General features: G+C 34.4%; 16 protein-coding genes and 2 pseudogenes. 11 read left to right on the top strand and 7 right to left on the bottom strand.

The window, feature by feature from the left end:
• The first annotated feature begins 694 nt into the window (after window positions 1-694).
• Window positions 695-1948, top strand: a complete 1254-nt coding sequence (gene icd, locus OOA_RS04090; RefSeq protein ID WP_008910859.1) for an NADP-dependent isocitrate dehydrogenase — start codon at window positions 695-697, stop codon at window positions 1946-1948.
• Between the two features lie 162 nt (window positions 1949-2110).
• On the top strand, window positions 2111-3160 hold the full coding sequence (locus OOA_RS04095; RefSeq protein ID WP_008910860.1) for a DUF2971 domain-containing protein: 1050 nt from the start codon (window positions 2111-2113) through the stop codon (window positions 3158-3160).
• Here OOA_RS04095 and OOA_RS04100 read toward each other — a convergent pair.
• A pseudogene (locus OOA_RS04100) lies at window positions 3150-3476 on the bottom strand (tyrosine-type recombinase/integrase); the annotation flags it as partial. The gene OOA_RS04095 and the pseudogene OOA_RS04100 overlap by 11 nt on opposite strands.
• Window positions 3477-3511: 35 nt before the next feature.
• Here OOA_RS04100 and OOA_RS19955 point away from each other — a divergent pair.
• Window positions 3512-3625 (top strand): carbonate dehydratase, encoded by a 114-nt coding sequence (locus OOA_RS19955; RefSeq protein WP_008910862.1) that lies wholly within the window; start codon window positions 3512-3514, stop codon window positions 3623-3625.
• A 490-nt stretch (window positions 3626-4115) separates the two neighbouring features.
• Here the strand turns inward: OOA_RS19955 and OOA_RS04105 are convergent, their stop codons facing one another.
• On the bottom strand, window positions 4116-4382 hold the full coding sequence (locus OOA_RS04105; protein ID WP_008910863.1) for a YdgH/BhsA/McbA-like domain containing protein: 267 nt from the start codon (window positions 4380-4382) through the stop codon (window positions 4116-4118).
• A 417-nt stretch (window positions 4383-4799) separates the two neighbouring features.
• Between OOA_RS04105 and OOA_RS04110 the strand changes: the two genes are divergently transcribed.
• Both OOA_RS04110 and OOA_RS04115 read left to right on the top strand, forming a co-directional pair.
• The gene (locus OOA_RS04110) at window positions 4800-5384 is read left to right on the top strand and encodes a TetR/AcrR family transcriptional regulator (protein ID WP_008910864.1); all 585 of its coding nucleotides are present in this window, start codon (window positions 4800-4802) and stop codon (window positions 5382-5384) included.
• Window positions 5384-6325, top strand: coding sequence for a DMT family transporter (locus tag OOA_RS04115; RefSeq protein WP_008910865.1), 942 nt, complete (start codon window positions 5384-5386; stop codon window positions 6323-6325). Before OOA_RS04110 ends, OOA_RS04115 begins: the two co-directional genes overlap by 1 nt.
• A 472-nt stretch (window positions 6326-6797) precedes the next feature.
• Here the strand turns inward: OOA_RS04115 and OOA_RS04120 are convergent, their stop codons facing one another.
• Entirely contained in the window at window positions 6798-7631 is an 834-nt protein-coding gene (locus OOA_RS04120) for an aldo/keto reductase (RefSeq protein WP_008910866.1), read from the bottom strand.
• 228 nt (window positions 7632-7859) lie between these two features.
• Between OOA_RS04120 and OOA_RS04125 the strand changes: the two genes are divergently transcribed.
• Entirely contained in the window at window positions 7860-8150 is a 291-nt protein-coding gene (locus OOA_RS04125; RefSeq protein ID WP_008910867.1) for a putative quinol monooxygenase, read from the top strand.
• A 1720-nt stretch (window positions 8151-9870) separates the two neighbouring features.
• On the opposite strand, the gene OOA_RS04135 is transcribed toward OOA_RS04125, so the two are convergent.
• Window positions 9871-10797: a LysR family transcriptional regulator gene (locus OOA_RS04135; protein WP_008910868.1), complete on the bottom strand. Its 927-nt coding sequence runs from the start codon at window positions 10795-10797 to the stop codon at window positions 9871-9873.
• Window positions 10798-11020: 223 nt separating this feature from the next.
• Here OOA_RS04135 and OOA_RS04140 point away from each other — a divergent pair, with 223 nt between their 5' ends.
• The gene (locus tag OOA_RS04140) at window positions 11021-12265 is read left to right on the top strand and encodes a dicarboxylate/amino acid:cation symporter (RefSeq protein WP_008910869.1); all 1245 of its coding nucleotides are present in this window, start codon (window positions 11021-11023) and stop codon (window positions 12263-12265) included.
• Between the two features lie 38 nt (window positions 12266-12303).
• Window positions 12304-13494 carry a cystathionine beta-lyase gene (gene metC, locus OOA_RS04145; protein ID WP_008910870.1) on the top strand — a complete coding sequence of 397 codons (1191 nt, stop codon included), beginning with the start codon at window positions 12304-12306 and terminating at the stop codon, window positions 13492-13494.
• A 175-nt stretch (window positions 13495-13669) separates the two neighbouring features.
• On the opposite strand, the gene OOA_RS04150 is transcribed toward metC, so the two are convergent.
• The gene (locus tag OOA_RS04150) at window positions 13670-14512 is read right to left on the bottom strand and encodes an MBL fold metallo-hydrolase (protein ID WP_008910871.1); all 843 of its coding nucleotides are present in this window, start codon (window positions 14510-14512) and stop codon (window positions 13670-13672) included.
• 190 nt (window positions 14513-14702) lie between these two features.
• Window positions 14703-16343 (bottom strand): methyl-accepting chemotaxis protein, encoded by a 1641-nt coding sequence (locus tag OOA_RS04155; protein ID WP_008910872.1) that lies wholly within the window; start codon window positions 16341-16343, stop codon window positions 14703-14705.
• A 554-nt stretch (window positions 16344-16897) separates the two neighbouring features.
• Here OOA_RS04155 and OOA_RS04160 point away from each other — a divergent pair.
• Both OOA_RS04160 and OOA_RS04165 read left to right on the top strand, forming a co-directional pair.
• Window positions 16898-17236, top strand: coding sequence for a GlpM family protein (locus OOA_RS04160; RefSeq protein WP_008910873.1), 339 nt, complete (start codon window positions 16898-16900; stop codon window positions 17234-17236).
• Window positions 17237-17360: 124 nt separating this feature from the next.
• On the top strand, window positions 17361-17780 hold the full coding sequence (locus OOA_RS04165; RefSeq protein ID WP_008910874.1) for a hypothetical protein: 420 nt from the start codon (window positions 17361-17363) through the stop codon (window positions 17778-17780).
• A 163-nt stretch (window positions 17781-17943) separates the two neighbouring features.
• Here the strand turns inward: OOA_RS04165 and OOA_RS04170 are convergent, their stop codons facing one another.
• Entirely contained in the window at window positions 17944-19095 is a 1152-nt protein-coding gene (locus OOA_RS04170) for a pyridoxal phosphate-dependent aminotransferase (RefSeq protein ID WP_008910875.1), read from the bottom strand.
• A 257-nt stretch (window positions 19096-19352) separates the two neighbouring features.
• On the opposite strand from OOA_RS04170, the pseudogene OOA_RS04175 reads away from it, so the two are divergent.
• Window positions 19353-19868 (top strand): annotated as a pseudogene (locus tag OOA_RS04175) (DUF1543 domain-containing protein).
• The last annotated feature ends 2 nt before the right edge of the window (window positions 19869-19870 follow it).

Genomic DNA, 19870 nt, shown 5'->3' on the forward strand with positions numbered 1-19870 from the left:
ACGAGTCAGTTGACAAAAATATTAGTAGTCGCGAGTTATCATAGAAAATAGGGTATATTTATCGGAATTAACAATGCTTATTTAAAATAAAATAGCAGCATTAACTTTCTTAAAATTAAATAGACGGAATATTTATTTATATTAACTTAATTATACTAGATGTAAAATTAACAATTAATATTTATTTTGATATTGCTTAAGTCAAAGTTAATTCTGTAATTTCGTTAAAAGAATCATTTTACTCGTTCAGTTTCAATGTCAATAATTAAAAACTTTAAAATCATTAAGTACATTAAATTCGATATCATTAGAATGATTAGTTTAATTCACATCTACTTATGAATATAAATTAATCATTTGTATAATTTATGTGAGCAAGGCGCATTTTTCAAAATGTATTTTCATATAGAATATAAACATATTCTTTTTAATTGATTATTCATTAAACAATGAAAATATTGAAGTTGTACTGGTTCTAGCTATGCCTTTGTAAGGCATGCCGACAAATAACTTTATGATTTAACAGGGATTGTTTAAAGTTAATGGGCGGGGGTAATAGTGTTCTAGCACCTTTAATGCGATCAGTATAAAACGTTAAGAGACTAATCATTGGCGTCAGGGAAAGATTCAAGTAGTATTGACGGGTCTCTTACAAAAAATTAACAAGCAAACGCGCAAGTGAAAGGAGAGGTTAATGGAAAGCAAAGTAGTAGTTCCGGCGGAAGGCGCTAAAATTACCATCGATACTAAAGGCAAGCTTAATGTTCCAAACAACCCAATTATTCCCTTCATCGAAGGTGATGGTATTGGCGTTGATGTTACACCAGCAATGCTGAAAGTGGTTGATGCAGCAGTTAAAAAAGCCTACAACGGCGAGCGCAAAATTTCCTGGATGGAAATCTATACCGGCGAAAAATCTACTCAAGTATATGGTAAAGATGTTTGGTTACCTGAAGAAACCCTCGATTTAATCCGTGATTACCGTGTTTCAATTAAAGGCCCTCTGACTACACCAGTTGGTGGCGGTATTCGTTCTTTGAACGTTGCACTGCGTCAACAACTTGATCTATACATCTGTCTGCGTCCAGTTCGTTACTACAAAGGCACACCAAGCCCAGTTAAACAACCTGAACTAACTGACATGGTTATTTTCCGTGAAAACTCTGAAGATATCTATGCTGGTATTGAGTGGAAAGCGGGTAGTGCAGAAGCAGATAAAGTGATCAACTTCCTGAAAAATGAGATGGGCGTTACTAAAATCCGTTTTCCACAAGACTGTGGTATCGGTATTAAGCCTTGTTCAGAAGAAGGAACAAAACGTTTAGTTCGTGCGGCAATTGAGTATGCAATTGATAATGGTCGTGATTCAGTAACACTGGTTCACAAAGGCAATATCATGAAATTTACCGAGGGTGCCTTTAAAGATTGGGGTTACCAACTGGCTCAAGAAGAGTTCGGTGGTGAGCTGATTGATGGCGGTCCATGGGTTAAAATCAAGAATCCAAAAACTGGCAAAGATATTATTGTTAAAGATGTCATCGCTGATGCATTCTTACAACAAATTCTGCTGCGTCCAGCTGAGTATGATGTTATCGCATGTATGAACCTGAACGGCGACTATATTTCTGATGCACTTGCGGCACAAGTTGGTGGTATCGGTATCGCACCAGGCGCAAACATTGGTTCAGAGTGTGCGCTGTTTGAAGCAACGCATGGTACAGCTCCTAAGTATGCTGGTCAGGATAAAGTGAACCCAGGTTCAATTATTCTTTCTGCTGAAATGATGCTACGCCACATGGGTTGGGTTGAAGCTGCTGACCTAATCATTAAAGGTATGGAAGGTGCAATCGAAGCTAAGACAGTAACTTATGACTTCGAACGTCAATTAGACGGCGCTAAACTCCTGAAATGTAGCGAATTCGGTGATGCAATCATCAAACACATGTAATTAATTACATTGTAAGATTGATAACGGGAGCTTAATAGTTCCCGTTTTTTATTGTCACATTTGAAACGGTTATCAAAAAGTTATCAAAACGAATTATCAAAATAGCCCACGTTAGCTACAGATAATTTATATCTTGATGACATCGTCCTAAGGAAAATTAGTATGAGAGTATTCAAGTATAGAGGTGGAGATGATGAGGTGTTTTCAAGGGACTTATCTTCATTAGAGCAGGATTATTTTTGGTCTCCTAATTATGATAAGTTAAACGATCCATGTGAAGGTCTAGTACTAACAGATCAAGTTTTTGAGCAATTCGATTTTTTAAATCATGTAATTGGCAACATAGAACAAACTTCTTTAGTTTCACTTGAATCATTAAAGGGGGCATTTAGAGATTTAATTGCTATTAAAGATAAGTCAGGAATTTACTCTTTGAGTAAAAGTTTTACTGATGAATTGTTATGGGCGCATTATGCTAATAGCCATACAGGTTTTTGTATTGAATATGATTTAAATAAATTGCGCGAATTTGAAGATAGTCAATATTCTATTTTTGATGTCATATACCAAAATAAACCACCGATAATAAGTTTTGACGACATGTTTGCTTTAGATGCACAAAATGAAGTTATTAAAAAACTAACAAGTCAAAAATCCAAGAGATGGGAATATGAGCAAGAAATCAGAATTATTACGCCAAAAGAGGGTAAGCAGCATTATGATTTCAGAGCTGTAAAAGCTATTTATTTCGGTTTGCGAATGCCAGAAGAAAGAATACGGTTGATTATGGGGGCACTTCGAGGCAGAGATATTAAATATTTTCAAATGCAACTTAAACTCAATTCATATGAATTGACGTACCAACCATTAGAAGACTTATACCCGACAAAAGAAAAATATAAATATTCAATTTCCCCGATCGATGAGTACACGATTGATGTGCAAAACTTAGATGGGGAATGGAGTAAATATAAACCTTATTTGTTTAAATTAGCAGAGATAGTTAGAAGAGAACCATACTGCAAAGAGGTCACTATGGTTGCTCTTGATACGATAAAAAGCACAATTAATAATCCTATTTTTTTCGCTCAATTTAAGAGAGAGGAATACAGGTATCATAACGTCATCTTGAATATCAGAGAGATAGATGATGCTTTTGCGTTAATCGATGATTTGGATGAAAGATGCTATCACTTACATTCTAAAGCTTAACTAGCAACCAATCTTTACCTCGGTCATCATTATATTTATCGGTCATTTTTTGCGATTTATGGCCAAGTAAATCTTTAGTATTAATACCTTGATCTCTATATAGCCTTTCAGACAAAGAGCGCTGCTCATGAAAAGAAGCTGGTGTTCCTTCTCCCCAATCAATATCAGTTTTATTTCGCGCTTTTTTAAAGTTTGTTGTTAGTGTATTTGCTGTAACTTGTTCTCCGCGATTCGCTTGAGAAGTCGTACGGAAATAATGGATCAAATACGGACTGACGACACGGTCACGACATCTGGAAATTACATCTCTTAACGACACCACCTTGCACTGAAGGTGTAGTATGGCTTGTGATGAAACACAGTATAACGGCATCGAAGGATCAAATTATTCAATTTGAAAAAGCACTGGAATATTCAAATAATAGACCTATTCAGCCATTACATGGCCGATTGATAGTTAATTAGTATCTTCTCTGAACTTTAATACGTTATTTTATAAATAACGTATTAAATGTATTTAACAAATATGTTTTTTTCAGAAATTATAGGTGCATTACTTTGGATGTGGTCAATTGAGTTATTAAAAATTAATCTTCGCTATAGATTGACTAAAAAAGCAGAGTTATAACATCAAATGTTATTCTAACATGCCATCAATTAATCATTGATGGCTTTCATTTCTCGAAAAGATTTTAATATATAAACTCACTTAATCTAGTATAGTTCTTAATATATAAAAATATATTTATATATCGTGGGATTACGTTCTTTATTTGTATAGAGTAATGGATGGGATTTAAAAATGAAATGATAATAGATGATGTTGTTAATATTAAAAGTTAATATTTATTTTATCAATTAAATTATATCTATATACTGTTATTATTTTAATAAATAAGCCTTAGTAATAAAGCGCCAAGGCTTCATAATTGACAACTGTTAATAAAATAAAATGTTATTTATATATATCAGCTTTTATTGAAACATCACTGCCTTTACCAATAGGTATAACCTCTTTGATTACATAAAACTTAGCGCCTTTACTATCAGCTTCTTTTGATACCAATTCAGCGCATTGAGTAACTGTTCTATCAGTATGGTTTACAGTATCAACAAGAATTAGATTTTTCTCTTTTGCTTCATTTGCTGAGATTTCTGTTGCAGCCATTGCATAAGAACTTGCCAATAAAGTGATAAGTAAAGCGCTAGCAATTTTTTTCATATATTACCTCGTTAAATGAAATATTGATTAAACTTAATTTTATTTAATTAAGTTATAAAGCGAATATTAATGTACGCCTTAAATATTCCATGGGTCAAATATATAATGTTACGAATTATTAATGAAATATCTAGAAAATTAACATGTTTGATACTCGCATTTGAGGTAATGAGTGCTATTAAATGAATAAGTTAGATTATTGTTTGTCCTTTACATCTCAATCTGTATTTAATAATAAAAAAGATAGGTAATAAATTCAACGTGATAATTATACTGATGAAATTACTAGGTATGTACTTATTATTACAAATTAGACCTCTTGTTTGTGTCTGAATAAAATTAAAGTGCCATTGTTATTGTCACATTTAAATTTGTAGGTATACTGGTCTACCTACTCCGTTGATTGAAAGGTATCATATGTCTAAAACCCCATCAATACCCAACTCTGCTCGAGCTAAATTACTCAGTGCAGCACATGAACTATTTTATAACTATGGCATTAATAGCACAGGGATCGATGCGATTGTGAAGCGTGCAAATGTCGCTAAAAAAAGTTTATATAATAATTTTGCTTCAAAAGATGAGCTAGTCGCTGTTTACCTTAGTGAGCGCCACCAAGAGTGGTTAGATTTATATAACTTAAGAGCGAGCCATATTAGTAATCCTCAAGATGGGATTGTTGCAGTTTTTGAGGCTTATAAAGACCATGCTGAATTTGCATATGAAAATGGATTCAGAGGATGTGGTTTATTAAACGCAGCAGCTGAACTCCATGCCGGAACTTCGGGGCGTGAAGCGGTAAAAAACCATAAAGAAGAAGTTGAAGCTATATTACGAAATCATATATTTGCACTCATAAGTGATGCTGATAAAGCCAATTTAATCGCAAGACATTTCTCTTTTTTACTTGAAGGTAGCATCAGCCGAGCGGGTCTTGAAGGTAAAAGTGATTGCATCGATCAAGCTTGCAATATAGCAAAACAAATAATGGAAACATTGTAATGCACTCTAATTCACAATATTTAATCGGAATGGCGGGTGTTTTTGTTGCCGCCGTACTATGGGGAACAACGGGGACGGCAGCAACATTTGCTCCTGAGCTGGGGCCTCTAGCGATAGGAGCTGTAGCTATGGGGATAGGAGGATTACTTCAGGCATTAATTGCAATTAAAAAAATTAAAAATGATTGGAAAATTATTAGTGCTAATTGGAATTATTTGGTCATAGGGGCACTAGCGGTGGTCATTTATCCTCTCGCTTTTTATGCTTCGATGCATCTCGCTGGTGTGGCAGTTGGTACTGTTATATCAATAGGTTCGGCACCATTATTTTCGGCGATTATTGAATTGAAATTGGATAAACAACCACTGAGTCGACAATGGGGGATTGGCGCGTTAGCTGGCATTATAGGCATGGTTTTGCTTAGCATTGCTGAAAGTACCTCAAATCATCAATCCGGTGGAGAATATGCACTTATTGGCATTATTTTAGGGATACTCGCAGGGATAACTTATGCTTTATATTCATGGTCAGCACGTAAATTGATGCAACAAGGTGTGAATTCTAAGGCAGCAATGGGAGTCACATTTGGTGTAGGTGGTGCGTTATTGATACCAGTATTAATTATGACGGGGGCACCATTACTGGATTCATGGACGAATGCCGGAGTTGGTATATACATGGCTCTTGTACCAATGTTTATTGGATATGTTTGCTATGGAATAGGGCTAGCGAGAATCAAAGCAAGTACAGCTATAACGATAACATTGATAGAACCTGTTATTGCTGCATTATTAGCAGTAACACTGATTGGAGAACAGTTACTTGTTATGGGATGGGTGGGGATTGGCTTAATTATATTATGCTTAATAATCATTACATTACCAGCTGGTTTTTTTTATAAATTCGGTAGACGGCCTACAACGAGTCATGAGTCCGTATAAATTTCGCCCTAGATATTCAGTTTTTTCACAGCTAAAAGACCAGACTTGTTGAGTTTTTCAGTGTGTTTTCATTGTATTAACTGATTGAAAAAAAATTTCCGTCATGCCAATTATTAAAATGGTCACACAAATCCTCCCCAAAATTTAATTAACAGCTGATGAAGTGAATATGTAACTGAGATAACGAGAGTAACTGGAGTTGTGAAATCCAAAAAAAAGCCCCTGGCATTGGGGCATAAAATGAATTAACTGAGGGTAACTTCTACAAATAGTTATACAGAAGAATAAGTCATTTTTCGAAAACGAAATTAAAAACGGGTCTAGATTTGTAAGCTTAGTGATTTTTATCGCTGAAAGTACAAAATAAAAGGCTCACATAGAGGCGAGCCAAATAAAGAGGTTTGATAATTTGAAATGAAGACAAGAAGTGATTTAAAGTTTATGTAACCAATCTAAATCTAACTTAAATCAATCAAAACTCCTCATAAAAAGAAGGGTCTTGATTTTTCAAACGGCCACTCGGAGACGAAATATTGTTTATTGCTTGCATCTCTTCAATAGATAATGAAAAATCATAGACATCAATATTTTCAATTTGTCTTGATGATTTGGAAGATTTTGGTATAGGCAATGCACCTAGCTGCAAATGCCAACGAATTATGACCTGTGAAACGGATTTGTTATATTTATTAGCAAGAGTAATTAAAACATCATTAGTTAGCAAATCGCCAGCACGGCCTAATGGGCTCCATGATTGAGTGATGATTCCTTTCGATTTATCATAATTTCGTTGTTCTAGTTGATTAAAATTTGGATGTAATTCGACCTGATTAATAACAGGCAAGATCCCCGTTTCTTTTTCTAGTATATCAATATGCTCAGGAAGAAAATTACACACTCCAATACTTCTAATTAATCCGGATTGCTGTGAATCAATTAAAGCCTGCCATGCTTCAACAAACTTTCCTTGTTTGGGATTCGGCCAATGAATTAAGTAAATATCGATATAGTCCAAACCTAGGCGAGATATAGATTCTTGAACTGTTTGTAGTGCATCATGGTATTGGTGATGTCTCCCCGGTAATTTTGATGTAACCGTTATTTGGTCTCTAGGGATTGAACTGTTTTTTATCGCTTGCCCAACAATGCCTTCATTTTCATAATTAAACGCAGTATCGATTAAACGATATCCATGCGATAAAGCACTCTCAATTACCCTAGCTCCTAAGTTACCTTTTAATGAATATGTACCAAATCCAATTTGAGGAATTTGAAATCCATCATGTAGTTCATAAGATTGAATCATATTGTCTCCTAATCCATATTAAACAGCATAAATTGATTTATTTAGGCAACAGAAACCACCATAACACAAAGGCTGCCAATAAGAATCATTAAGCATGGCAATATAAGCAGGGTAAATATAATTTTGGCTAAGATATAAACAACTCTAAATGCATTGATGCAGCATTTATCTTATGGTTATATATGTGTTGATTTATACAGTGCTTTAATTTTATATATAGGAAGAAAGATGCTAAAAGTTATTGCTGAAGATTTTATAAAAGCCGAGGCATTAGAAATTGTACTACCTCTGTACCGTGAGTTGGTCGAGTCAACAAAGCAAGAGCCTCTTTGCATTAGTTATGATCTCTATGTAGATCAAAAAGATATCGGGCATTTTATTTTTATTGAGGAATGGCCGGATCAAGCAGCGCTTGATACACATTGTGCAAGTGAGCATTTTCAACGTCTTGTTCCAATGATTAATCAATACCAAAAATCCGAACCACGATTTATTCTGATGGATAGTGCTTTGACATAAATGTGTAGTTCACTATTATATGCCCCACAATAGTGGGGTTTTTATGCATAGCGATAGAAGCGATTATAATAATAAATATTCAATAATAGATGCCATGATTCTGAATGTAGTTCTCTAAATCCATTGACTAGATGCAGCATACTATTGTGATATAAGTATAAAATGAAGCTGGAATGTAGAGTAAGAATCCGTAAAGGTCTAAGAGTAAATATATTTTAAGTTATCAAGTCCTGATTTTTATTATGGAAAATTGCAATATTTATCATTAAAAATTTCGGTTATTTCATATATATGGCAATTCGTTGGTGTTCTGATGCTATATAATCATTTTTTTATCAATGTGTAAATTATCAGATAACGATCAATAGCTAATATTGTTATATTATTCGGTATATTAAACTTGTAATGATCGAATAACTTGTTTTGGAGGTAATGTGAAAGTATTAAACTGGCTGCGTAATAATAGAATTAAATTTTTAATATCGTTAGTCGTTATATTTGAAAGTATTAACTATATAGTGACTAGCGCTTAAAGCTTGTTGACCTTTTACCATTGATTTTTGTTTGAATTAGCTACTTTTACTTAGTTGGAAGTAGTCAAAATGAGAGGGGGGCAGTTTGATAAACAGGATAATTTACCACTCTATATTTGCATAGCGTATTTTAGCTAACGTTGTTTGGAGTATTTTATTAAATATTTAGTGTACAGGCTATGTTTAGAGTTAACCCTTTGAGGAACTGTTGAGTTCTTTTGCTTACTTTCTTTATATGGTGATATGGGGGAATTTTAATTCGAATAAAATTGGCTCTCAAAGACACGTAGTCTCTAGTATTGTAAAATTTGTATCACGCTAGTTGGCTTTTTCTATATTATATATGTAAGATGCAAAAAATCTTAGTAAGCAATAATATTTATATCAGTTCATTATTATGTTGATGACCTAATGTATTGGTAAATGCAATTTTTTTGGTTTTTTATTTCAATAAAATAAAAATCCTCATGGTTAAAAGTTGTTTTGATATCGATAGTCACGAATGTTCGGTTTTTTTTTACTTCATCGGCCAGTAATTTAATTTACTGACAAATTGTATGTTATAGTAGTCAATTCATCATACCTCATTGCCTTAAACGGCAAATCTTGCCTTTGCAAGTTTTTATCTAAAAAATAGATTTGGTATCCAAGGGAAGTTACTTCCTAAGGAAGCACCTATGAACCTATCTGCTCTGTACCATCGAGTCTTAGTTTTTTCACAGAATCTGCTTATTATCGCGCTATTATTGTTGGCAACTTTCGCGATGGTTCATTGGTTTAGATAATTCGATTCCGTCATTAACTCAATTGGAAGAGTATTTAATTTTAACAAAATTAAAAGTCGAGGTTCGATGCCTCGATGACGGACCAAATAATATCGTGATTGACCATAAATGGTATTAGAAGAATAAATACCTAAGGAGTTAAAATGTATGAATTAGATTTAGCAAAAAAATCGATGGAATACTATAGTAAGTTAGCAGTGTTATTTTATTTTTCATGGATATTCTCAATTATTGTATGAATGCGATTAATTAAGATAAAACAAACTCAGATGTTAATTATTTTTTATATTTATCAAATGTACAATCTATCTTTAAATTACTTTAAATAGTTATTTTAATCTTGGTTTTATTGCAAAACCAATTGAAATGTATTTTAATTAATCTATGTTGTTAGATATGATTTTATTTTGGTATCCAATTATCCCATATTGGAACGGGTTGAAGCTCTGAAACTAAAAAATCAATAAATGATCTTATTTTGGGATTGCTATATTTACTTGGAAAATAAAGTGCGTACAAAGCATGAGTTTCATAGGTAATATTTCCATCTAGCAATAAGGGAGTAAGTTCTTCTTTTTGAATATAATCTCCAATAAGATAAGTCGGTAACCATGCGATACCTTGGTTTTCTAAAACAGATTTTAATAATACCAGACTACTATTAGCCTGAATAGGTGCTCTGATTTTTAATGGATATTGGCGATTATGCTCATCTGTTATTTTAATCGTAGGAGTAAGCCCAGGATAAATAAGACAATCATGTCCAGCTAAATCAATTCGCTTCATTGGTATTCCTTTCTTAGCCAAATAATCTGAAGATGCACAATATGCCCAGCGAATAGGTGCAAGTTTGCGTAGGGCATAATTTTGTGGAGGGGATGATGCAATTCTTAATGCGATATCAAAGTCAGTTTCATTCAAATTGACGAAGTCATCATTAAGGTCGATATATAAATCAACATCTGGACACTGCTCACGATATTTATCAATTAGATTAACCAAGCGAGAATAACCAAAAGCAATTGAGCAGGTAATTCTTAATTCCCCTTGAGGATATTCGTAATAACAGGATGTTGCATTCAATGTATCATCAAATTCTTTCAATAGCTTATTAGCTCGATTAAATAAATACTGCCCCGCATCAGTTAGGGTAATGCTTCGAGTTGTGCGTTTAATTAATGTTGTACCTAATATATTTTCCATTGCAGCCAAATTTTTACTCACTGCGGAAGGTGACACGTTAAGTTGTGCCGCAGCTTCAGAAAGTCCCCCGCAGTCAATAATTTTAACAAAAAACTCTAAATTTTTGAGTGAAATTGGTGAGCTCATTTTTTCCTTTTATTCACAAGTGATTTGCGAAAACAGTATCAATATGCCATTACAATCGGTTTTTAAAAGTGTAACTATTACCTTGCTGGAAATAAAGATATAACAATATGAATTTTATACAACTTAAGTGATGTATATCACAAAATACAGGGAATAGAGATTGCGAAAGTGAAAATGCAATTTTTATCCTGATTAATATAATTTTAATAAGAAGGAACCCGATATGTGGACTCGACTCGACCCCTACAAATCGTCTCTTATTCTACTACTCGCTTTAATTATTGGAGGATTACTTGGTATTTATGCTCCAACATTTGCAATTCGATTACAACCCGTGGGGCAGATATTTCTTAACTTATTATTTATGATTATTGTCCCATTAGTTGGCATTAGTGTTATGTCCTCTATTGCAGGAATGACTGACCTTAAAAGACTTGGCCGGATCATCGCGATTATTTTTATTGTCTCAATTGCAATGGCATTTATTCCAGCAGCGGGTATTGTCGCATTAGCATTATGGTATAACCCAGCACAAGGCGTCACTATTGAACTTCCTAAATCGGTGAATAGCGGTACAGGAAATATGGATTTTGTCAGTATGGTTACAACCAGTGATTTTATAGGGCTATTCTCTAAATCTAATATCCTAGCATTAATCCTAATCTCTATTATTGCAGGTATAGCAATTGGACAATCAGCAGACGCAGGTAAACGAATTGCAGGATTTCTTGATGATGCTAATACCGTTATTATGAAAATTGTATCAATAATTATGAAAGTAGCACCTATCGGATTAGGTTGTTACTTCGCTGCAACGATGGCCAGTCAAGATGCAGGATTGTTGATGACCTTTGCTCGCGCTATCGGTTTATTCATGATAGCAACTGTAATTTACTATATTTTTGGCTCTACCTTTTATTCTTGGATAGGCGGTGGAATCCCTGGAATAAAAGCTTTCTGGCGAAACGCGATTGAGCCTTCAGCAACAGCACTTGGAACATGTTCTTCATTAGGAACCTTACCCGTAACTATTCGTGCTGGCAAGTCGATGGGAATTAATCCAGAAATCGTTGATGTCTCTATTCCTCTGCTAGTCAATCTTAATAAAGGCGGGGTGGCGATGATTGCTGCGTTAAAAATTGTCTTCATTTTCTCTGTTCTAGGTTTGCCTTTTACTACCGAAACATTCTTTTTAACCATGTTGATATCCGTACTTTCCGCCATCATTGTCGGTGGAGTACCGGGGGGGGCATTCCTCGGTGAAATTTTTATCGTAACAACGTTAGGTTTGCCAATGGAAGCAATCCCAATATTGGTCGTGCTGGGAACGATTACAGATGCTCCAGCAACATTGATTAATGTTATCCATGATTTAAATGCGACACAAATTGTTGAACGCTTTGCTGGCAAAATGCCGAATACCTCGATGACCAATAGCTTACCTATCACAGAAAAAATGACGGGTTAAATCAATCAAATATAAGAAGAGTGTAATTGGAGATTTTTATGAAAAATAACATGAAGATAGAAACTCAATTAGTTACTGCTGGCCGTGAAAAACGCTACACGCAAGGTGCTGTTAATACAGTTATTCAACGTGCGTCATCATTAGTATTTGATACTGTTAAAGATAAAAAATTCGCGACAGCTAATCGAGCCAATGGCGAATTATTTTATGGGCGTAGAGGAACGTTAACTCATTTTTCTTTTCAAAAAGCGATGGCTGATTTGGAAGGTGGTGCAGGTTGTTCTCTTTATCCTTGTGGTGCGGCGGCAGTGACAAATGCCATTCTTGCATTTGTTGCTAGCGGTGATCATATTTTGATGACTGGCGCTGCATATGAACCAACACAAGATTTCTGTAATAAGATTTTAAGCAAATATAATGTTTCAACAACCTATTATGACCCAATGATTGGATCAGCGATAGTTTCGCTTATTCAACCAAATACTAAAGTTGTATTTTTGGAATCACCAAGCTCGATTACCATGGAAGTGCAAGATGTTCCTGGAATGGTAAAAGCTATTCGGGCTATCAATCCTGAAATTGTTATTATGCTAGATAATACTTGGGCTGCGGGAGTATTATTTCAAGCTTTAGATTATGGTGTTGATATATCTATTCAAGCTGGCACTAAGTATACAATAGGCCACTCAGATGCAATGTTAGGAACAGCAGTATCTAATACTCGCTGCTGGGATCGTTTGCGTGAAAACTCTTATTTAATGGGGCAAACACTTGATGCAGATACTGCCTATATGGGGAGTCGTGGATTACGAACTCTTGGTGTCAGATTAAAACAACATGAAGTGAATAGTATTGCCATTGCTAAATGGCTTGCTGATCGTCCTGAAGTGGAGCGAGTCAACCATCCTGCATTAGCTAGTTGTCCTGGGCATGAGTTTTTCCGTCGCGACTTTTCAGGAAGTTCTGGATTATTTTCTTTTTTATTGAAAAAACGATTATCCGATGAGGAAATGTCAGCTTTTTTGGATAATTTTACGTTATTCCATATGGCTTACTCGTGGGGTGGCTTTGAGTCTCTTATTTTGACTAATCAACCGGAGGAACTCAATGAAATCCGTCCAGTTAGCAATGTAGATTTCACGGGTACGCTAGTCCGTGTTCATATAGGTTTTGAAAATGTTGATGATTTAATCGCGGATCTTGAAGCAGGTTTTTCCCGAATAAGTTAAATAGACCTTTATTATAGAAAGCTAGTCTGTGATTTATTATCTATTTTATTTGTAGATTAGCGTTTGATGATATTGAATTATTTAGCATACGGAAAATGAAGACTATTAGTTTCGTCTAATATAAGTTGATTGATAAAAGTGATGAGCAGGTTATAGCCTCATCACTTTTCGTCTTTTAAGCGGGATAATTTAGAACTAACCCAACCCCAACTTCTTTGATTGGAGCGAATTTTGAAAGGTGAATTTTAGCTGCAAGGTCAGTACAATGACACGGATGTATCTGATTAATATTTAATTGACTAAAGTAGTGCCCCGTCTGATTTAGCGTCTCTTCAGAAGCTTCTTGTAAATGAAAACCACCAATAACAGTTACAATTTTATCTATTTGTGTGACTTCTTTTGCATATTCGACAATATTGCAAATACCTGCATGAGAACAGCCAGTCACAATAATAAGCCCTTCAGCAGTTTTTATAACTAATGCGCTATCATCCCATACATAGTCATCAATAGTCTGATTATTTGTATCAACTGTTGTACCAATCGGCTCTTTACCTTCAAAAGTATTATTTCTTGGAATTTGACCTAAGAAGATAACATTATCTGAGAGGTAAAAAGGTTTATTTGTTTCATTGTTATCGAAATAAGCGGCTAGCACCTCTTTTGGGATATTTGCGCCAATCACCTTAGAGTTGAAACGCTTTGGGAGCAGGGCATCGGGATGGCACACCAAGCTTATTTTTTGCTCAAAATGACAATTACGGCGATCGTAATATTGTATTAAGTGATTCATTCCCCAGGTATGGTCGTTATGCCCATGTGATAATACTAAATCTGTAATCTCTGCGAGGTTTATGGCAAGTATCTGGGCATTATGGATAAAAATATCTGAATAACCGGTATCAAAAAGGATTTTATGGTTATCAGCTTCAATATAATAACAAACACCGGGCTCACCACATAAGTAGCTATCAATAAGTGTGTTGTTATCAACAAGGATTGTTATTTTTATCGTCATTCTTTAGTCATGTTTTAAGTAGTGTGTAGTCAATAATTTTTAACGTTATATCAGATAAAAAGCAATAAATACTCAATGAAATTCCTATTCACAGTATGCAACTTGAGATATTACGATTTATTATGTAATTAATGGCAATGTTGATTGAGGCAGTTACCCAGTAGCTGCCTATTTTGTATGAAATATAGGCTTATGTAACAGCATTATTTTTTGAATTGAATGGCTCAACCGGTTCAAATTGAAATACGTCAATGATTTGTTCCAATAAATCAGACTGAGCTTTCAAGGACTGCAAAGAGTTCTGTAACTCTTTCGTCATGGTTGCATTCGCTTGTGTTGTATTGTCTAGCTCATTAATTGCGAGATGTATTTGCCCGACGCCATGTGTTTGTTCATTGGAGGCAAGTGAAATGCTGTGTATCATTTCATTAATATTCGATGTTCTTTTCGCAATATCGACAATATTATCATTGGCATCAGCAGCAAGTTGAAAACAGTGATGTACTTTTTTGTTGGAGTTATCAATAAGTGATTTGATTTCTTTTGAAGCTTGGTTGCAATTCATTGATAGCTCGCGAACTTCATTTGCGACAACAGCAAATCCCTTACCATGCTCACCAACACGAGCGGCTTCAACAGCTGCATTTAAGGCTAATAAATTGGTTTGAAATGCAATATTATCGATAGTGGCCGTGATTTTACTAATTTCTTTTGAGAAGTCGACAATGTCGTCCATATTCTCGACAACATCTGAAATAAGTTCATTACTTTTCTCAATGGTAACGTTAGTTATTGCCATTAATTGGCATGACTCATGGGTATGAGCGCTATTCACTTTAAAGGATGAGTCTAATTCTTCTACACTTGCTGCTGTTTGAACAATTGCAGCGGCTTGTTGATCTGCTCGAATTGATAGATTTTGGTTCATTTGTGTAATGCCATTCAGTTCATTCTTTATGTCATGTGTATTTGAATAAATACTTTTGGCGATATCGATTAGCTTATTTTGCATGTTAGAAACATACTGTTTTAATAATTTAATTTCAGCTAATCCTTTGTTATCAAATTTATGATAAAGAATGCCTAGGCTAATTTTTTCTATGCTATCGATAACTTGGTTTAGCGGTCGAACAAATAAATATTGAAGGACAAAACGAATAAATAGTATGACTGATAGCAGAATAATAATGACAATGATAATCCCCATGATACTTTGTCGGTAGAGTTGTTCACTCGCAACAGTAATTTTATGATAGCTTGTATTTAACTGCTGGTGGTAGAGATTGAGTTTTTGTTCGAAAGTATTCTGGAAACCTTGAGTTGGTTGATTTAAAAAAGCATAGGTCTTACCTTGAACTAAATAGTTTGATAATTCCATTAATGCTATTTTTAATCCGCTATAACTTTCTGCTAATTCGCTAAAAACCAGGTCATTTTTATTTTGAGTGAATTTAGCGAAAATAGTCCATTTTTCATCAGCTTTTTTGATTTTTTCATCAAACTCTATAACTAGACTATCAACGTCGGTATTTGCATTTTGCATTTTATTAATTGTTAATAATTGCCTTGAACTTGCACGGTTTAAGCTATTACGAGCTTGTAAAAGTGATTGCCATGTCTCATTTAATATGGATTGTTCTTGATAAAACGAGTCTAACTTATCAAGAGTGGCTTGGTAGTTTTTCAGGTAACTAAAAAAAAGCCAACATGAAAAGAGCAATAATGCAATCAGTAACCCAGATAGGAGCCAAACAAGTGTTGTTGTTTTAAGGCCTGAAGAGAAGGGTTGGAAAAGTGCCAATTTAGATTTTTTTGTAGTAGCAAACATCATTTATTATTTCCTTTCATACTGTTAGTTACATGTAGTGAGCATGTCAAATAATCTATTTATATCCGTCATATTTTAAGTTTCCGTTGTCTGCTACGTATGCGAAAAAACATACTTTTTACATAACCATATATTTTAAAAGGATTTTAATGGTAATGACTGGAGCATACTTGATGTTAGTTAGACAGAAGTCAGATGTAGGGTTAATAAATGATATCGGCAGATTAGGCGTATACTTTATATTCAAATAAAGTGCAAACCTAAATAGAGCTTATAGTTAATTTCGAATAAAAATCATAATTTTTATTTAACATTTAATTATTTTGATAAAATTGTTTAAACCGCTGGCTCTAATAGCACAAATTAGCTGTTCAGTTTGATTTGTTTGGCGATAATGCAATGTACACTCTGAATAATTCGATTTACTAGTCAGCGACGAGGGAAGGTGAATGTGGAGTATAATATACTCGATGACCTAATTAACTGAATGTAGTCAACAACGATGCAACTTGATGTATGACGAAGATAGCGATTTTATTGAATAATTTGAGATGATCATGCTTTCATTATTGTTAAAGTGCGCATTAGGCGCCGTGGCAGTTTTAATTATTGCTTTATTATCAAAAAGTAAAGCTTTCTATATTGCGGGGTTGATTCCGTTATTTCCTACTTTTGCTTTAATCGCGCATGTGATTATTGTTCAAGAGCAAGGTGCATTAGCACTGCGGAAAACAGCACTATTTGGATTATGGTCATTAATCCCTTATCTAGTGTATTTACTTACGGTATACTTACTGGCAACGAAAGTATCAACATGGTTGTGTTTGGGATTAGCGACAGTTAATTGGGTGTTAGCAGCTGCATTGTTAGTTTATCTTTGGCAGATATATCAATGAATTTATTCAAATTGATGATTAGTTATAGACTAAAGTATCTAATTGATTAAGTCATCGAACGTTGTCATGCTATTATTTTGTATCATTTGTTATAATACAACAATGAAAAAAAGTGTACATTAGAATGAATAATCGAAATCGAAGTGTTTTATTAAAAGGCGCAGTATTTTTTCTTGTAATCGGTATTGCTTATATCGCTGGCGTTATGACGAATATAACTCAAGTATCAGATATAGATGGAAGGGAAAAGTTAGAAAATGCAATGGAGGATTTTCTAGCCTATCCAACAGCCGCTGAATATAGAAATGTTAATTATCATGTGATTAACCAAAATGTTAATGGTGAAGAAACGGGTTATTTTTGTGGTGAAGTGTTTGGATTTAAAAATGAGCTACCTTATGGTTTTAAACGTTTTATCGTTAGATATCATAAGAATAAATTAGGTAAAACAATGGTCTCAATTCCTTTAATCGAAGATGTTGATGATATTTTATCCTCTGAACAATTTAAGTTAGTCTGGTCAAAATATTGCGAGCAAAAATAATCGCCCACTTTATCGAAAATAAACCTATGTTACTCATTATAAATTTTTAGGTTAAGCAGGCATATAGACTAGCAATTTGTTCTTTTTTACCTAGTTTACATTCGAGTCATGAACTAATGTAGTATCTCCCCTGCAAGTGAAAGCAGGGGGAGATGTATTGAATCTATACCCAACCTTTCTCGCGGAACTGTTTTAAAATAATAACAAACTGCTGCATTTCCTCTGGAGTCCCCAGTGTTAAGCGGCTCCAACCGACAGCTGGCGGAAACTCTCTTCCAACCATCACATGGGCTTCTGCCATTCTTTTTTGATAGGTTTTTACATCGCCTTTTACTTTATGGAATATAAAGTTAGCTTGTGATGGCGCATAAGCGATCCCTAGCTCATCTAATGCTGTTTCCACAATCTTTCTAGATAAATTATTTGATTTAAGGCTATAAGCAATAAATGGTTTATCTTTCAATGATGCTAATGCAGCCACAGCACCAGCAGTGTTGGTATTATCTAAAGGTAGAAATTCATCAATAGATCCGATAATTTCGGGTGTAGCAATTCCGTAACCAATACGTAATCCCGCTAAAGCGAAAATTTTCGAGAATGTACGAGTCACAACTAGATTGTTTTGTCCTTGTTTAACTAATTCTATTGCACTAGTAAATTTAGGATCTTCAACTAGCTCCGCATACGCTTCATCGACGATAAAAAATTGCTTATCAGAAGCTTTATCTATCCATTGTGTTAATTCACTGGCAGGCGTAATCATTGCCGTTGGGTTATTAGGGTTACAGATATAGATAATCGATAATCCATCAAAATCGTTAGCGATCTGCTCCATTTTTTGTAAATCAAAAGAGAGATCTTCTTTTAATGGTACCTTACTTATTTTTACGCCAAGTGGTGTGGCATAGAGCTCTGCATAATTAAAGGTTGGATCGGGAGTGACAAGTTGGATGTTTTGATTTTGCTTTCTTGCTTTGGCTGCCAACATAGCAACTGCTGCTTGAATAGTCTCCGAAGAGCCATTGCCAAGGGAAATATGCTTATCAGTCAAATCATATTGAGCTCCAATGTTTGTGATAAGTTCTGCACGGGCATCGTCAGGGTAGCGAAATGAGCCTGATAAAGCTTCAATAACAGCTTCACGCGCCTTTGGTGACATACCTAAAGAATTTTCATTAAAATTAAGCAGTAAAGGATGTTGTTCATCAAGTACGAAGTTTGCTTTTGTCTCAGCAACCGCTTGATTTAACATTGAACTTGCTGCTAATCCGCTCACGATAAGAGAGCTTGTTTTTAGAAAATAACGACGATCCATAATGTTTCCCTACGGCATAATGTTGTAATGTAATTAGATTACTCAAAATTATATCATTGTAAATAAATATGTAAATATATTGTATTTTTATTCATGATTGGTTTTTTGGAGATATATTCAAATGCGGGAATCGCATGATTCTAGAGAAATATTGCTTTTTTGTATGTATTACAGGGCGAGCGTTTTAATCTATTGATATTTAAAGCTGATTTAATTTTTTTTGAGCCTGTTTAGGTTATGGGTAGCAAGTATCCTAGATGGTAATATCTTATATATCGAGTTTTAATGCAGGCAAATCGAACATTGAAGTTCATGATATTCAATTTGTTGTCGCATAACAGCCTACTGAAGCATGGCCTGCATTGAGAAAAGCTTGGTTTGGGGATAAGGTTTATATTGATAGTTATGCAGTGATTAATTGGGCAAATGAATTTAGAATTAAATTAAGTGGAGAGCCATCTTCTAATAAATATAGCTTGTATTTTGTGAATGTTGGTGGATATCAACTGACAACATTAGCAGAGTTATATGAGATTGATTTATTTGTGGGGAGGTCAGCAGCTGAAGCAAAACAAAAAGCAATAAAAGCATTATTGGTTGATAGTCAATGCCAGCATAAAGATAATTTAAAAGATGTTGATGATTGTATATTATTAGAATAGGTTGGTGATTATTATATTTATTTAACTGTAGAGCCAGATGGAGAGTATTTAAAAACTGAATGGCAAGGCTATCACCCGATAGGTATTTTGCAAAGTCAAATAATGTATTAATT

The organism is Providencia burhodogranariea DSM 19968 (genome assembly GCF_000314855.2).
GTDB classification, from domain to species: Bacteria; Pseudomonadota; Gammaproteobacteria; order Enterobacterales; family Enterobacteriaceae; genus Providencia; species Providencia burhodogranariea.

Coding starts and splice junctions, on each gene's coding strand:
- metC (WP_008910870.1), top strand. CDS start 12,304: ATGAAAAATAACATGAAGATAGAAACTCAATTAGTTACTGCTGGCCGT.
- OOA_RS04165 (WP_008910874.1), top strand. CDS start 17,361: ATGAATAATCGAAATCGAAGTGTTTTATTAAAAGGCGCAGTATTTTTT.
- OOA_RS04110 (WP_008910864.1), top strand. CDS start 4,800: ATGTCTAAAACCCCATCAATACCCAACTCTGCTCGAGCTAAATTACTC.
- OOA_RS04155 (WP_008910872.1), bottom strand. CDS start 16,343: ATGATGTTTGCTACTACAAAAAAATCTAAATTGGCACTTTTCCAACCC.
- OOA_RS04105 (WP_008910863.1), bottom strand. CDS start 4,382: ATGAAAAAAATTGCTAGCGCTTTACTTATCACTTTATTGGCAAGTTCT.
- OOA_RS04120 (WP_008910866.1), bottom strand. CDS start 7,631: ATGATTCAATCTTATGAACTACATGATGGATTTCAAATTCCTCAAATT.
- OOA_RS04135 (WP_008910868.1), bottom strand. CDS start 10,797: ATGAGCTCACCAATTTCACTCAAAAATTTAGAGTTTTTTGTTAAAATT.
- OOA_RS04170 (WP_008910875.1), bottom strand. CDS start 19,095: ATGGATCGTCGTTATTTTCTAAAAACAAGCTCTCTTATCGTGAGCGGA.
- OOA_RS04160 (WP_008910873.1), top strand. CDS start 16,898: ATGCTTTCATTATTGTTAAAGTGCGCATTAGGCGCCGTGGCAGTTTTA.
- OOA_RS19955 (WP_008910862.1), top strand. CDS start 3,512: ATGAAACACAGTATAACGGCATCGAAGGATCAAATTATTCAATTTGAA.
- OOA_RS04115 (WP_008910865.1), top strand. CDS start 5,384: ATGCACTCTAATTCACAATATTTAATCGGAATGGCGGGTGTTTTTGTT.
- OOA_RS04095 (WP_008910860.1), top strand. CDS start 2,111: ATGAGAGTATTCAAGTATAGAGGTGGAGATGATGAGGTGTTTTCAAGG.
- OOA_RS04150 (WP_008910871.1), bottom strand. CDS start 14,512: ATGACGATAAAAATAACAATCCTTGTTGATAACAACACACTTATTGAT.
- OOA_RS04140 (WP_008910869.1), top strand. CDS start 11,021: ATGTGGACTCGACTCGACCCCTACAAATCGTCTCTTATTCTACTACTC.
- icd (WP_008910859.1), top strand. CDS start 695: ATGGAAAGCAAAGTAGTAGTTCCGGCGGAAGGCGCTAAAATTACCATC.
- OOA_RS04125 (WP_008910867.1), top strand. CDS start 7,860: ATGCTAAAAGTTATTGCTGAAGATTTTATAAAAGCCGAGGCATTAGAA.